The organism is Mycobacterium sp. IS-1496, from assembly GCF_001499995.1.
Taxonomy (GTDB): Bacteria; Actinomycetota; Actinomycetes; order Mycobacteriales; family Mycobacteriaceae; genus Mycobacterium.
The window spans coordinates 1-14,337 of the sequence record NZ_LQIU01000051.1 but is presented as its reverse complement, the minus strand read 5'-3'; the positions used below and the strand labels follow the sequence as shown (position 1 = coordinate 14,337).

General features: G+C 66.2%; 15 protein-coding genes. 8 read left to right on the top strand and 7 right to left on the bottom strand.

What is annotated here, in order from left to right; translation table 11 throughout:
* Positions 1 to 61 precede the first annotated feature (61 nt).
* The 3 genes from AU195_RS21305 to AU195_RS21295 form a co-directional block, all read right to left on the bottom strand.
* Positions 62 to 571: a hypothetical protein gene (locus AU195_RS21305; protein ID WP_013470987.1), complete on the bottom strand. Its 510-nt coding sequence runs from the start codon at positions 569 to 571 to the stop codon at positions 62 to 64.
* 107 nt (positions 572 to 678) lie between these two features.
* Positions 679 to 1,779 carry a HigA family addiction module antitoxin gene (locus AU195_RS21300; protein WP_013470986.1) on the bottom strand — a complete coding sequence of 367 codons (1,101 nt, stop codon included), beginning with the start codon at positions 1,777 to 1,779 and terminating at the stop codon, positions 679 to 681.
* Positions 1,780 to 1,790: 11 nt separating this feature from the next.
* Complete coding sequence (locus AU195_RS21295; protein WP_228768939.1) at positions 1,791 to 2,093, bottom strand: type II toxin-antitoxin system RelE/ParE family toxin; 303 nt, start codon at positions 2,091 to 2,093, stop codon at positions 1,791 to 1,793.
* Between the two features lie 163 nt (positions 2,094 to 2,256).
* Between AU195_RS21295 and AU195_RS21290 the strand changes: the two genes are divergently transcribed.
* On the top strand, positions 2,257 to 2,703 hold the full coding sequence (locus AU195_RS21290; RefSeq protein ID WP_013470984.1) for a hypothetical protein: 447 nt from the start codon (positions 2,257 to 2,259) through the stop codon (positions 2,701 to 2,703).
* Positions 2,704 to 3,160: 457 nt separating this feature from the next.
* Here the strand turns inward: AU195_RS21290 and AU195_RS21285 are convergent, their stop codons facing one another.
* Positions 3,161 to 4,552, bottom strand: a complete 1,392-nt coding sequence (locus tag AU195_RS21285; RefSeq protein ID WP_013470983.1) for a hypothetical protein — start codon at positions 4,550 to 4,552, stop codon at positions 3,161 to 3,163.
* An 828-nt stretch (positions 4,553 to 5,380) separates the two neighbouring features.
* Complete coding sequence (locus AU195_RS21280) at positions 5,381 to 6,061, bottom strand: type III PLP-dependent enzyme domain-containing protein (protein WP_059161022.1); 681 nt, start codon at positions 6,059 to 6,061, stop codon at positions 5,381 to 5,383.
* Positions 6,062 to 6,224: 163 nt separating this feature from the next.
* Between AU195_RS21280 and AU195_RS21275 the strand changes: the two genes are divergently transcribed.
* The 7 genes from AU195_RS21275 to AU195_RS21245 all read left to right on the top strand — a co-directional run bounded on the left by AU195_RS21275 (position 6,225) and on the right by AU195_RS21245 (position 12,840).
* Positions 6,225 to 8,102, top strand: coding sequence for a propionyl-CoA synthetase (locus AU195_RS21275; RefSeq protein WP_059161019.1), 1,878 nt, complete (start codon positions 6,225 to 6,227; stop codon positions 8,100 to 8,102).
* Positions 8,103 to 8,337: 235 nt separating this feature from the next.
* The gene (locus AU195_RS21270; RefSeq protein WP_082703156.1) at positions 8,338 to 8,832 is read left to right on the top strand and encodes a DUF4383 domain-containing protein; all 495 of its coding nucleotides are present in this window, start codon (positions 8,338 to 8,340) and stop codon (positions 8,830 to 8,832) included.
* An 88-nt stretch (positions 8,833 to 8,920) separates the two neighbouring features.
* Positions 8,921 to 9,388, top strand: a complete 468-nt coding sequence (locus tag AU195_RS21265) for a DUF4383 domain-containing protein (protein ID WP_059161018.1) — start codon at positions 8,921 to 8,923, stop codon at positions 9,386 to 9,388.
* A 3-nt stretch (positions 9,389 to 9,391) separates the two neighbouring features.
* A complete protein-coding gene (locus tag AU195_RS21260) occupies positions 9,392 to 10,096 on the top strand; it encodes a ZIP family metal transporter (RefSeq protein ID WP_059161017.1) in 705 nt (234 codons plus the stop codon).
* A gap of 40 nt (positions 10,097 to 10,136) precedes the next feature.
* On the top strand, positions 10,137 to 10,922 hold the full coding sequence (locus tag AU195_RS21255; protein WP_059161016.1) for a prolipoprotein diacylglyceryl transferase: 786 nt from the start codon (positions 10,137 to 10,139) through the stop codon (positions 10,920 to 10,922).
* Positions 10,919 to 11,287: a hypothetical protein gene (locus AU195_RS21250; RefSeq protein ID WP_059161015.1), complete on the top strand. Its 369-nt coding sequence runs from the start codon at positions 10,919 to 10,921 to the stop codon at positions 11,285 to 11,287. Before AU195_RS21255 ends, AU195_RS21250 begins: the two co-directional genes overlap by 4 nt.
* On the top strand, positions 11,284 to 12,840 hold the full coding sequence (locus tag AU195_RS21245) for a radical SAM protein (protein ID WP_157531217.1): 1,557 nt from the start codon (positions 11,284 to 11,286) through the stop codon (positions 12,838 to 12,840). Before AU195_RS21250 ends, AU195_RS21245 begins: the two co-directional genes overlap by 4 nt.
* Here AU195_RS21245 and AU195_RS21240 read toward each other — a convergent pair.
* Together AU195_RS21240 and AU195_RS21235 are read right to left on the bottom strand one after the other, a co-directional pair.
* Entirely contained in the window at positions 12,837 to 13,775 is a 939-nt protein-coding gene (locus AU195_RS21240; protein WP_059161014.1) for a Ppx/GppA phosphatase family protein, read from the bottom strand. The genes AU195_RS21245 and AU195_RS21240 overlap by 4 nt on opposite strands.
* A 31-nt stretch (positions 13,776 to 13,806) precedes the next feature.
* Positions 13,807 to 14,304 (bottom strand): DUF501 domain-containing protein, encoded by a 498-nt coding sequence (locus AU195_RS21235; RefSeq protein ID WP_059161013.1) that lies wholly within the window; start codon positions 14,302 to 14,304, stop codon positions 13,807 to 13,809.
* Positions 14,305 to 14,337: the final 33 nt, after the last annotated feature.

The window sequence follows — 14,337 nt, the reverse complement described above, 5'->3', positions numbered from 1 at the left end:
AGATCACCCATCCAATCTGATCGGGTGGCCTACTTTTCAACCGTCGCGACTGGCCGGACTTTCAACCGTCGTCAACAAGCGGCAGAGCAGATCTCGCAGCTTCGAAGGTCGAGGACTGGTACGGACCCTGCGAATGACTCTGGTTCGAGCGGATGCCGGCTGCGCGGAGCCCGTCCCTGAAGTACTGGTACCAAGGTTGGGGCGCGTCCGGAGCGTAGCCGATTTCGATCGCCAGCAATTTCGGATCGGAGTGGTGCGGCTCGACGATCGGGGCGCCGATGCGTTTGACGGGAGTCCAGTCGTTGACGATGTTCCTTGCTGCCGTTTCAGTCTCAGCAGAATCGCCACTCTCCTCGTCGCCGAAATCGGGAACGTCTGGCCCACCAAATCGATGGGCTTTGGCTTCCTCCGGGGTAATGGTCTGAATCTGCGAATAGGGTTGCACGCTGTCAGCTGTGCGGGGTGCGGGCACCGCGGTGGTGGATAGCACCCGCTCGATTTTGCCGTCGAGGGTCTGCTTCCACCGCAGCCCGTTGGCGTCGGTGCTGGTGGTGCTTTTCGGTGGATTCATTCGTATCCAAAACCGTGGCCCGAGAGGACAACAGTCACAGCCGCATCATCCCAAGTTTGCGGGCGAATTCCCGCGTGGTCCCGGGTGACGATGCACCAAGCCGCTATCTATGCCGTGAAGGTTCCAGCGAGGTCGACACAGAGTTTGTTCCCGAACCGGTAATCGAGCAGTCTGCGTCGGTGCATCTGGTGAACGGCCACACCTGGCGAGACACCTAGCTGTCTCGCAACGGTCTCGATGTCGCGATCGCGCGTCAGTCCCTCGAACGGCTTGATCCCGGTCTCGCCGAACAAGACGTCCATCGCGAACTTGTTGGCGGATTTCTCCGCTTCGCTGTTGCGTTTCTTCTCCGTCTTGTACTCCAGATGCATCTCTCCGCGGGGGTCGTTCAGCACGTGGCCGAGTTCGTGAAACAACGCCCAGATGACGAAGCCATCTTTGCCCCACCGCCCGGTCTGTTGAATCACAGGTACTCGCTTGTCGATCCAACGCGTCATGCCATGCAGCGGGAACTTCTTGGGCGGGTCGACCACCATGAAGACGACTCCGACATCGGCAAGCATGTTCGCGATGTCGCGAAGCATCGTGGCGCCGGGTTCGGCTGCTCGAGCTCGCAGCTGTGGAAGCGCCTTTCTCAGCCGGTCTGGGTCGTAGACGTAGCGCCGCCCACGTTCAAACGGCTCGGCGAGCTCTGCTGCGCGTAACCACGTCGATAGCACCGTCGCGTCGATCTTGGCGTCGCCGGACTCCTTCAGAGCGGCGAGCGCATAGTCGCCCGTGGATGCGGTCTCATGCAGATGAATGTAGGCATCCCAAGTACCGCAGCGGTGGAAGGCCAGGAAATCCGATACCAGAGACCCAGGTGACTTCCGTGTCGCCTTAGTCGCGCCCAAACTTCGAAGGTAGGTCACTGCGCCCGGATCGATCTCGTCTGCGTGCGCCGCTAGGTTCTCTTCATCGGCGATCCGTGCAAGGTCAGCGCGATATGCGGCTTCGTAGCGGAGCCATGAGTCGGCCGGGATGCCGACGACGCGCTCCAAGCGAACCGCGGTATCGCTAGTGATCGGTGCGCGCCCGTTGACGATCTCGTTGACCTGCTTGCGGCTACACCCCAGCTGCTCGGCGACGCGCTGCTGAGACAAGCCGTGCTCGTTTATCCACTCCTCCAGGTATTCACCTGGAGCAACGGCGTAGTTGGTCGCAGTCATGGCTTCTCCTCTCAGTGGTAGTCGTCGATTTCGATCACGGTTACGGTCACCGAGTTCCACGGCTCAGTTGCGTCGTGTGGACGAATCACAAGGCGGTAGTTGCCGCTGAGCTTTCCCGCCCACTGACCGTCCCGGTCAGCGCTGAGCTGGTGCCATTCCCCCAGCGGGTCGTGAGTGGACAGCTCGCCAACAGACTTCGCTGTCTCCAGCGCTTTGATCCGCAGCCGCAGCTTCCCCGCGATGTCAGAGCGCTTCTTCTTCATTTCCCGCTCGTCTGTGCACAGCTTCTTAAGCTTCTTGTGTTCGTACTGCACTTCCAAGTGGATGTCACCGATCTCGTTACAGTCTAACGCACGTACTGGAGACATTATGCCCATCAGAGGCGACGACCCAGAGGGCGCGCGCAGGCATTCTCCCCGTCAGGTGTTGCGGCCATGCTTAGCCAAGGTTGGCGCCCCAACCGTAGATACTTGCCCCATGGAGAAGTGGGTCGTCCCTCTCAGCGTGGCGCTGATCGCCGGTCTCGCGACGATCGCTGCCGCCTACCTCGCGGCGCGCAAGGACCGCCGAGACCTCCGGGATGGCATCGCACGCGACCTCGACCTGCTGGAGAAGTTGCCGGGGGACTCTGAGGCTCGACGAATGCTCGCCTTCTACGTCGAAGAACGCGTCATGCTTCTGTCCGCTGAGCAGCAGATACGCGCCGCGGGGAGGAGAGACCTTTGGCAAATGCTGACGCCGGTCGAGGCCTTGGTTGCTGCGTGGGCTTGGCACCGGACGGGCAGCTGGGTCGCCGCCGCGGTGGTCCTACTCGTTGTTCCGGTGTTCGTGCTGTGGGAGCTTCGGTTGAGGCGAAAATCGCACGATTCAGCGATCACCGCCCGCGTGGAGTACATACGTGATCACATCAGGCCGATTAGCTAGACACCCAGTCGCGGGCTGTGCGACTGTCCCGCCGATTCCGGCCTGGCCCGGGCTTCAATGACGCCTAGTGGCTCACCGTCGTAGCGGTCCGGTTCGGGGAGAGGTAACCGATACATGGAACCGAAACTGCGGTACCGGATAGAACCGTTTGCAGCGCGGCAGTCGCCGGCTACACACCCCTGAGCCAAGCCAGGCGGTACCGCAGTCGTTTCACTCGGCCCCGACGCCGGCCAACGCAGCCAATACTGCATTCTGCGCGAAGCGATTCTCAACAAACGCCCAGTTCAGGAACTTCTAAGCCCGAATACCCTGCCTGATTAGGGTTTCTACGACGCTTCGTCGCGATCCAACAGGGCCGTCAATATCCAGTTCAGCGGTGGGGTACGGCTCCGAGAACGGGCACTGTAGCCGGTGCTGTCTCGTTGTCGCAGGCAGCCGGATTGCTGCCGCGCTGCTGTCAGGTCGCTGTCCCGTCACCTGCATCACTGGCACCCACGTCGTCAGGTTCGTACGAAGCGACGAAGGACAGCACGCGCGGGGCGAGTGGGCTCATGGGCGGACACATCTTGCGACGCGTGAAGCCAGGACCGTCCTGCAGCGCATGCACTCCGTTCGGGTGCGGGTAGCGGCTCAACAGTTCGCGAACGGTCGCAACATCATCCGCCACGTTCGGGTACAGAATCGTGTCAAGCTTCTCCTGAAGCGGTCCCATGAGCGGCTGAATTGCCTTGATCATGTCCAACACGCTCGGATCAGAATCCATGTCTTCCAGTTCCCGACGCTTCAACCACTTCTTCTGCGACGAGTTGCGCGTGAAGTCGAGCATGAACTCCCGACTCATGTACACGTTCGCCACCGGTTCTTCGTTCATCGATGCCCCGAAGCCCCACTTAAAGGCGTTGATGTCGCCGTGCTGCAGCGCGCCACGCAGTTCTTCCAGCCAGCCGTACTCGAACGACGTCTTGCGCAGCTCGTCAAACAATTTCTCGACCGCCTGGACCTCAGGACCGCGATTGAGGGTCTTCTTGGCCGTCCTGACCGTCTGCTCCCTGTGGCTGTACAGCGCGGCAGTAAATGAGATCAACGCGGACCGCACCTTGCGCCTGTGTTCGTCCCAAGCATCCTCATCGAAGATTGGAATCCGGTTGTACCGCAGGTCAGTCAGCAGCGCCATCACCACGTCGCAGAGCCGGTCGCTCTCGTCCGAGATGTGCTGCAATAGTTCGCTGTCGATCATGCGCCGAAGTTGTTCGTATGCATCGCGATAACGCTCATCTTCGTCCTCAGTCAAGGAACACACCTTCTCGAAGATTGGAGCATCAGCAGATCGGCTGGGGTCCAGGTGAACCAGGATCGCGCCGTAGGGGTCTGCCGCAGCTTCTGCGTCTTGCGCGTCATGCTCTGCATTGCGCTTGCCAAGCAGTTCCTGCGCGTCTCGCATGTCCTTCGCCGCGGTCGAGATACGTTGCTTCACTTCCTCCTCGGAAGGTAGGCCGTCGGAAAACCAACGCGTGCAGTTCGAGAGCACGCGATCCAGCGCGTCCTTCACGAGCCGCTGCGCGGTGTCCCGTGTGTAACGATCCCGAACGTCAGGTGTGTCCGCCCAGTCCATGATCACGGTTGTCGTTGCCCAGGTCACCGTGCTCGCGGCCTCCAACGCCAGCAGCATTGACGGAACCCGTGCCGGGGCCACGTGCGGCATCACCACGGACTGCATTGCCTCAAGCACGTCGTTGGCGAAATCAGTGGCGCTGTTGCCTTCGATGTCGTCAAGTGCAGAGGCGAAGGCTTCAAGCCGGCCGATCCACTCTCGTACTCGCTCTATCTCTTCCTGCTCGTCGGCCTCCACATGCGTGCCTTTCTTCGATCTTTCACATCGTGTGTGGCTCCCTTCTGGTGGGCAGCCATACAGGATCGCACAGAGGTGCGACAGAACGCACGACAGTTTCCTGGCGTTCCCTACAAAGGCCGACTATGCGCGACAGCAGCAGGCGGCCTCAGTTGGGCGCGATTTGGTCGTACCTCTCTAATAGAATCCGCTCGCGCGATCGCTAAAGGCACCGCAGAGCGATGGGAGGTGGGACGACAACGCCGTGAACGCCTGTGGATGCGGGTGCGGAGGCGAAACCAAGCGTCAGTTCGTCCGTAGACACCATCGCCGGGTGCCAGGAGCGAAGCCTCCACGCGCTGCGCAGCCACTCGACCGTCCTCAGTCACCCGAGAGTTGTTGCGAATGCGGTCATCCTCGGGGCCACATGAGAACTCCTAGCCTCCGAGTCCAGTTCGTCCATGTCCAGCGGACGTCTTTCCCGATCTCGAGTGGCGCGCGGCTAGTTAAATTCTCGCACGAAGTATGACCAGGGAAATACCGCAGTGAGTACCGCAGTGCTCTCGTCCGATTTCGATGACCGCCAACGCAGCCAACACAAAATCCGCAGCTAGATACGGTTCTTCCGGCGGCTACCGCCACTTCCCAACACAACAAACGCCCAGTTCAGAGGATTTTAAGTCCGCTGCCTCTGCCAATTGGGCTATGGGGGCGTCGGGGTCAGACCCTATTCCATGGCACCGCGGCACCGAAGGCACGTCGAGATCTACCTGTGGGTCGTCGACCCGCCGCTGTCCCGACCCTGGTGGAGATCCCGGCGCGGCCGGCTCGCGAATCAGTAAGCTGCGCTCACGATTCCACCAGCGTCGCCGCATCCAGCGACAGCACCAGCGCCGGCCGCGGATACCGAAGGCCCGCGCACGCCTCCTCCACCGCCAACTGCAGGTGGTGAACTCCCCGCCGCAACTCCTCCGGCCCGCAGTCACCCCGCCCGTAGCCCGACAGGCACGCCCGCGTCAGGATCACGCCGTGCGTCCGGCGCAGCCGCGCCATCTGCTCGATCATTCCGCGCACCGCGTCGCCTGCTTCGGCCTCGGTGGGGCCGACACGGCACCGCAGCCCCACAACGTCCAAGCGCCGCAACGCCATCACCGATGTCGCCAGCCGCTCCCCCGTCCCCTCGCTGACGTCCACCACCACCCGGTGCGCCGCGGCCCGCCGTCCCGCCAGCAACAGCACCTCAGACCATCCGCCGATCACGAATCGCCCGACCCCCGCGGCCACCGCGGCGTCGACCGCCTCGACGTCCCGGCAGTGCGCCGCCACCCTCGAGGCGGGCAGTCCCGCACGCAGCGCCACCTGCAACTCCGGAGCGCTCGACACGTCGACGCCGAGACCCCGCCGACGCACCCATTCGGCCACCGAGGCCGTCGTCAACAACTCGGCGGGCACGTGCAGCGGCGTGCCTCGTAACGCCCGATGGCACACCGTGTGGCGCGGCAGTTCCCGTGAACGACGGAAAGTGATCATGCCGTCGATGGTGTCGGCGCCACCTTCCACCACCCTGTCCGGCGGCTGTGTATCCCGTGGCCGCCGGCACCCCGGGCACCTGGCCGCGCTCCGGAAACCCGCTCGCGCGAAACAACGTCGGCGTCTTGAACCGCCGACTGGCCGAGCGGTATACCGTGCCGGTATGAGCGGCTATCGAGACCTGTTCAGGGCCAGCATCGACGAACCCGAGAAGTTCTGGGCGGACGCCGCCCAGGCGGTCACCTGGACCCGCGAACCGACCCGCGTACTCGACGACACCAACCCGCCGTTCTACCGCTGGTTCCCCGACGGCGAGCTCAACACCTGCGCCAACGCCCTGGACCGCCACGTCGACGGCGGTCGCGGCGACCAGGCCGCGCTGATCTACGACTCCCCCGTCACCGGCGCCAAACGCACCTACACCTACCGCGAGTTGCTCGACCAGACCGCACGGTTCGCCGGCGCGCTGCGTGGCCTCGGCGTCCAGAAGGGCGACCGCGTCGTCATCTACCTGCCGATGGTGCCCGAGGCGCTGATCGCGATGCTGGCCTGCGCCCGCCTCGGCGCGGTGCACTCCGTGGTGTTCGGCGGATTCGCCGCCCACGAACTGGCGGCCCGCATCGACGACGCCCGGCCGACCGCGGTGGTGTCGGCGTCCTGCGGTGTCGAACCCACCCGCACCGTCGAGTACAAACCGATGCTGGACGCCGCCCTCGAGATGGCCGAACACAAACCGGGCGCATGCGTGATCCTGCAGCGCGAACACCACCGTTGCGAACTCACCGCGGGCCGCGACCACGACTGGACCGAACTGCTCGCCGCCGCGGAGGCCGTCGACCCGGTGCCGGTGGCTGCCACCGATCCGCTCTATGTCCTCTACACCTCGGGCACCACCGGCAAGCCCAAAGGCATCGTCCGCGACAACGGCGGCCATGCCGTCGCGCTGCTGTGGAGCATGCGCCACGTCTACGACACCCAGCCCGGCGACGTGTACTGGGCCGCCTCGGATGTCGGCTGGGTGGTCGGCCACTCCTACATCGTGTACGCGCCGCTGCTCCTCGGCGCGACAACCGTTCTCTACGAGGGCAAGCCGGTGCACACGCCGGACGCGGGCGCCTTCTGGCGGGTCGCCGCCGAGTACGGCGTGAAGGCGCTGTTCACCGCGCCGACGGCCATCCGCGCCATCAAGAAGGAAGATCCGCACGGCCACGAGATCAGCCGCTACGACCTGTCGAAGCTCATCTACCTCTTCCAGGCCGGCGAGCGGCTCGACCCGGACACCTACCAGTGGGCTTCGGACAGGCTCGGCATCCCGATCATCGACCACTGGTGGCAGACCGAGACCGGGTGGGCGATCGCCGCGAATCCGATGGGCGTGGAACCCATGCCGGTCAAGCCCGGGTCCGCGACGGTGCCGATGCCCGGCTACGACGTCCGTATCCTCCGCTCGGACGGATCGGAATGCGGTCCGAACGAGGAAGGCGCGATCTGCGTGAAGTTGCCGCTGCCTCCCGGCACGCTGCCGACGCTCTGGGGTGACGACGACCGCTACATCGCGTCGTATCTGCGGGCCTTCCCGGGTTACTACCTGACCGGCGACGGTGGCTACGTCGACGACGACGGCTACCTGTTCGTGATGGGCCGCACCGACGACGTGATCAACGTGGCCGGCCACCGGCTGTCGACGGGGTCGATCGAGGCGGTGCTCGCCGCACATCCCGCAGTGGCCGAGTGCGCGGTGATCGGGGTGGCCGACGAGATCAAAGGGCAGGTGCCACGCGGGTTCGTGGTCCTCAAGAGCGGCGCCGACGCCGGTGGACTCGAAGCGGAACTCGTGGCCGCGGTCCGCGACAACATCGGGGCGGTGGCCTGTCTGAGGCAGGTCGACGTCGTACACGCCCTGCCGAAGACCCGCTCGGGCAAGATCCTCCGCAAGACGATGCGCGGGCTGGCTGAAGGTCGTGACGAACCGCTGCCCTCGACGATCGAGGACCCCGCGGTACTCGACAAGCTGCATCCGGTGCTCCGCGAGAAGAGATGATGGCGGCCGAGCTAACCTGCGCCACTTGAGTTCCAGCCGTCACAGCCTGGCGGCGTTTTGTCGGTGGTTCGAACTAGCGTTCGGGGGGGGAGCGGGCTGTTAGCGAGCCGCGGCCCGTCATGCACTATGTGCACGCCTCACCTGCGGCACTGATACAAACGCGCTTTGCCGAGCGCGTTTGTATCAGGGCGCCCCGGGTACGCGTGCGGTCGTCCACCTGAGGGAAGGAGTGACCATGACATACAACGAACCGGCGAGGACCGGCGGAGCGATGGGCAGGTTCACGACCGCGCTGCAGAAGGCGGCGGCCGCAGTGGGTGCCGTGTTTCTGCTCGTCGGCATCCTTGGGTTCATCCCCGGGATCACGACGAACTACGACACGATGACGTTCGCCGGCCACGAGTCCGGGGCCGCACTGCTCGGCATCTTCAACGTGTCGATCCTGCACAACCTCGTTCACCTGGCCTTCGGTGTCGCAGGTCTCCTGCTGGCCAGGACGTGGAGCGGGGCGCGCGCCTACCTCCTCGGCGGTGGCGTCATCTATCTGCTGCTGTTCATCTACGGCATGCTGATCGATCGCGACAGCAGCGCGAACTTCGTGCCGGTCAACAACGCCGACAACTGGCTGCACCTGGTGCTCGCCATCGGAATGATCGGACTGGGGTTCGCACTGAGCCGTCGCGACACCGCGCACACGGCGGGTCGCGCGGCACCGCCGACAACCCGCTGACGCGGCGATCCGCGGCGATACCCGGGCGGCACCGGTTAAGCAGTGGGCCGCCCGGGTATTGCTCCTCTGCAGGTCAAGGAGGCGAGCCATGGTGAAGAGACCCGCGTTGATGGCCGTCCAGGGTGCGGCGCTGATCGTCGGTACCGGATACCTCCTCCTCGGTGCCCTCGGCTTCCTCCCCGGAGTCACCACCAATCACGAGAGCCTCCAGTGGGCCGGGCATCAGTCCGACGCACTGCTTTTCGGTGTCTTCGCCGTCTCGGGACTGCACAACGTGCTCCATCTCCTGCTCGGCGCCGCCGGCATGGTCTGCGCGCGCACGTACGCCGCGTCGAGGGCTTACCTGCTGGCCGGCGGCATCACGCTGCTCGGAGTGTGGATCTACCGCGCCGCCTCGGGGCACAGCGGGATCGCCGGGGTGTTCCCTCTCAACCGCGCCGACAACTGGCTTCATTTCGCACTCGGCGTCGTGATGCTCGTCCTGGGCCTGACCCTTGCCGCACAACATGATCCGACGAAGCCCCGGTCGCGTTCGCGCGCCAAATCTCGCGCCTAGCCAGTGCTCAGCGCGCTGCTCTGGGGATCGGTCGCCGCCTCCTCGTTGATCGTCGGCGCACTGGCGGGCATCGCGCGCGACTGGAACCGCCGACTCGTCGGACTGGTCCTCGGCTTCGGCGCCGGGGCGCTGGTCGCCGGCATCTCGTTCGAGTTGGCGGAGGAGGGTTTCCGCGTGGGTGGCGCGCTCCCGGTGTCCCTCGGGCTGGCCGCCGGAGCGGTGACGTTCTTCGTTGCCGATCACCTGGTCGACCGCCTCGGCGGTGGCGACAAGAAGGTCGCGGGCATACCCCTGCTGCTCGGCGCTCTGCTCGACGGTATCCCCGAACAAGCGGTGCTCGGCATCGGGATTGCGGACGGCGGCGCGGTCAGCCCCGCGCTGCTCGCGGCGATCTTCGTCTCGAACCTTCCCGAGGCGATCGGGTCAGCCAGCGATCTGCGCGACGCCGGTCACCGAGTCACGGGCATCGCGCTCGGATGGACCGCGATCGCGCTCCTCTGCGCCGCCGCCACCGTGGGCGGCTACCAGCTGCGGGAGATCGCGGGCGCACCGTTGCAGGGCGGCATCGACGGCTTCGCGGCCGGGGCCCTGCTGGTCATGCTCGTCGGCTCGATGATCCCCGAGGCCACCGAAAAAGCCCGCGAGCAGGCAGGATTGGCAGCAGTGCTCGGGTTCGCGCTGGCCGCCGGGCTGTCCTTCGCCTCATGAGGCGTTGCGCACCGGGTGAACGGACCGCTACATTCCGCCGATGACCCCCGAGTGGCACCTCGGCGCCGTCTCGGTGCCGGTGCACGGTGTCTTCGTGGGTCTGGGAGTCCTCGCCGCGCTCGTCGTGTTCGTCGCCGAGGCCCGCAGGCGTGGGGCGGTCAACGAACAATCCGTCGTGGCGGCGGCCGGCGCGCTCGTCGGCGGCGCGATCGGCATGCGGCTGTCGGGCTGGGTTCGGCACCTCGATGTCACCGGCAACCCCAGCCTGGCCGAGGCGTGGCAGTTCGGCTCCCGCAGCATTCTCGGCGGCCTCCTCGGCGCCTACCTCGGAGTCCTCGTCGCCAAACGGATCGGCGGCTACCGCGGCAAGACCGGAGACCTGTTCGCCCCTGCCGTCGCCCTCGGAATCGCCGTCGGGCGCATCGGCTGCCACCTCACCGAAGCACCCGGACGTCCCACCACGTTGCCCTGGGGAATCCACGCACCGGCCACCACCCCGGAGTGCCCGGGATGTCTCGCCGGACAGCCCATGCACCCGTCGTTCCTCTACGAGATCGCCTTCCAGCTCACCGCTTTCATCATCCTGCTGTGGCTGCGCCGCCGGATTCACCACCCCGGCGAGCTGTTCGTGCTCTACATCGCCGGCTACGCCGCCTTCCGCTTCGCCGTCGAATTCACCCGCGCCAACGAGACGGTGTGGCTCGATCTCACTCGGCCGCAATGGTTCCTGCTGCCGTCACTGCTCCTGATCGGGATTCGACTGTGGTACGGCCACCGGCGCGGTTACTATCGCTCCGCACCCCACCAGCAGGAAGTGCCCGCATGACATACCCGCCAGGTCCGCCGTATCCCGGCGGCTACGGCTACCCCCCGCCGCCGGCGCAACCGCCGAAGAAGATCTCGATCGGCATGGTGTTCGTCGGTGCGCCGGTGTACATCGCGCTCAACTCGCTGCTGGGTTTCATGGCCTTCGTGATCGCCAGTTCGTCGACGGATTCGGCGAACATCATCCTCGGGGCCGCCGCGGTCTTCCTGGCGCTCATCGCCTTCGGCGGCGGCGCCGCCCTGCTCGCCGTGCGCAGCCCGCAGGCCAAGGGCATCGGCCTCGGATTGATGGTCGGCTGGGCCCTGGTGTCGCTGGTCACCGTCGGAATCTGCACCGGTATCAACCCGTCTCTGTACGCGACATGACGGCCGGCATGGGTCTGCGCGGTGACCGCCTGCACCGCTACGTCACCGCCTACTGCCCGCACTGCCACGACGAGGCGCCCGAGCGGCCGCTGTCTGACGTGCAGCGGCTCAGCGGCCGGCTCGTCGAACGCGACGGCCGGGTCTGGCTCGAACGCGGCTGCCGCAGCCACGGTCTGGTACGGACCCTCTACGACGAGGTCCCCGAGATCCTGTCCTACCTCGAGGAGTGGACGGCCCCGACGAAGATCCACACCCCCGACGTTCCGGGCAACTTCGACCCGATCCCGCAGGCATATCTACGTGGCCTGCCGGAGATGCAGACCCAGCACACCTGCATTCTCCTGCAGGACATCTCCGACACCTGCAACCTACGTTGCCCCACCTGTTTCACCGAATCCTCACCCGACCTGCGCAACGTGGTTCCCGTCGCCGACGTGCTGGCCAACGTGGATCAGCGGCTGCAACGCGAGAACGGCCGTCTCGACGTCGTCATGCTCAGCGGCGGCGAACCCACTCTCCACCCCCACCTGCGCGAGCTGCTGGCGGAGCTGGTCGACCGGCCCATCACCCGAATCCTGGTCAACACCAACGGTGTCCGGATCGCCACCGACGACGGCCTGCTCGACCTGCTGACCGGGCACCGGGAACGCGTCGAGGTCTACCTTCAGTACGACGGACTGTCCGAGGCGGCGCACCGGCACCACCGCGGCGGTGATCTGCGGCGCATCAAATCAGCCGCACTGCAACGCCTTTCGGAGAAGGAGATCTTCACCACGCTGGTCATGACGACCGCACTGGGCGTCAACGACGACGAGATCGGGGACATGGTCCGCCTCGCGCTGGACACCCCGTACGTCGGCGGGCTGACCATCCAGCCGCAGTTCGGTTCCGGCAGATCCGGCGACATCGACCCACAGCACCGGCTCACCCACACCGGAGTGCTCAACCGGCTCGGCCCGCAGACCGCCGGTGCGGTGACATGGCGGGACCTCACCGCACTGCCGTGCTCGCATCCGCACTGCTGCTCGGTCGGCTATCTGATCCGCGACGACAACGACCAGTGGCGGTCGCTCGTCGGGCTCATCGGACACGACAGCCTCAAGGAGAAGCTCGGGCTGGTGGCCAACCGCATCGCCGACTCCGAGATCCCCCGGCAACTGCGGGTCGCCGTGCAGGAATCGCTGCTGGGCCTGCTGTCCGAACAGTCCTCGTTGTCTCACCCCCAGATCGGGGACATCTGGCAGATCATCTGTCAGAGCTGCGATCTCGGCATGTCGACGCTGCTGACGCTGGCCTCGTCCGCGCTTCCGGGGCGGCGCCGCAAGGTCCGTCGCCTGCTCGGCGAACGCGTCGTGCGCATCACCGTCAAACCCTTCATGGACATGTCGACGATGATCGAGGAGCGCCTGGTGCAGTGCTGTGTGCACGTCGGCACGCGCAGCGCCGCCGACCAGTGCGCCCCGTTCTGCGCCGTGCAGGCGTGGCCGGCCCTGGCGCGGCAACGGCTTTCGGCCACCGCGGGCGCCGCGCTGCCGATCGTGGCGGTGCGTTAGGCGATCGACAGCGCGATGCCGTCGAGGATGTCGTGTTCGCTGACGACCAGTTCGTCGATGCCGGCCCGCTCTCCGAGTTCGCGCGCCAGTTCCTCGACGATGATCGCGCCGCCGCCGATCACGTCGACACGGCCCTCGTGCATCGGACCGAGCACCGCCCGCTGCTGACGCGTCATCGCGATCAGTTCGTCGCACACGCCGAGCAGCGAACGGAAACCGACCCGCGACAGGTGGATCGCGTCCGAGTCGTAGGTCGTCATCTGATGCGCCAGCGCGGCCAGTGTCGTCATGGTCCCCGCCACACCGACCCAGGTGCGGGCGCCCTGCACCGGAACGTGGCGCAGCGCCTCGTCGAGCGCACCACGGATGACCTTCCGCGCCGCCGTGACCTCCTCGGCGGTCGGCGGGTCCGAGTGCAGACACCGTTCGGTCAACCGCACACAGCCGATGTCGGCCGAGAAGCTGGCGTCCACGTGCTCGCGGCCCACCACCACCTCGGTCGAACCGCCGCCGAGATCCACGACGACGAACGGCCCGTCGGCCGGGTCCAGCTCGCCCACCGCACCGCGGAACGACAACTCGGCTTCCTCGGTGCCGGTGATGACCTCCGCGACCGCCCCGTCGACCACCTCGCCGAGCACGTCGGCGGTCATCTGGAAGAAGGCATCGCGGTTGGCGACATCGCGGGCCGCCGACGTCGCGACCATCCGCACCTTCGCCACCTCGTGCGCGCGCATCAACTCCGCGTACGCGGCCAGCGCGGCCCGGGTGCGGGCCAGTGCATCCGGCGCGAATTCACCTGTGGCGTCGACACCTTGACCCAACCGCACGATGCGCATCTCCCGGTGCACATCGGTCAGCCGGCCGTCGGCCTGGTCGGCGATCAGCAGCCGGATCGAGTTCGTCCCGCAGTCGACTGCCGCCACCCTGGTCACTTCACGCTCCACGTCGCTGCGCGCCGGTCGGTCACGCGTCCCCCCATATCGTCGGGTCCAGAATCCCCTGCATACCCGGTTCGCCGGCCAGGATCGCCAACGCCTCGTCTCCGAACGGGTTCACGCCGGGCCCCTTGGCCAGCGAGTGGGCGATCACCACGTGCAGGCACTTGACGCGGTCGGGCATCCCGCCGCCGGAGAAGGTGGTGCCCAGCGGTTCGATCGCATCGCGTTCGGCCAGGAACGACTCGTGCGCCCGCCGGTAGGCGGCTGCCAATTCGGCGTTCTCCGAGAGCCTTTCGGTCATCTCCCGCATCAGGCCCTCGGATTCGAGGCGGCTCGCCGCCGCGGTCAGCGCCGGATGGGTGAGGTAGTACAGCGTCGGGAACGGGGTGCCGTCGGGCAGCCGCGGCGCGGTCTTGACGACGCCGGGCTCTCCGTTCGGGCAGCGGTAGGCGATCTCCAGGACACCTCGCGGCTCGCGGCCCAACTGCCGCGCGACGGCGTCCAGATCGCTGCGCTCAACCACCGGGCGGCGGGGGGGGGGGGGGCGGAGGGGGCG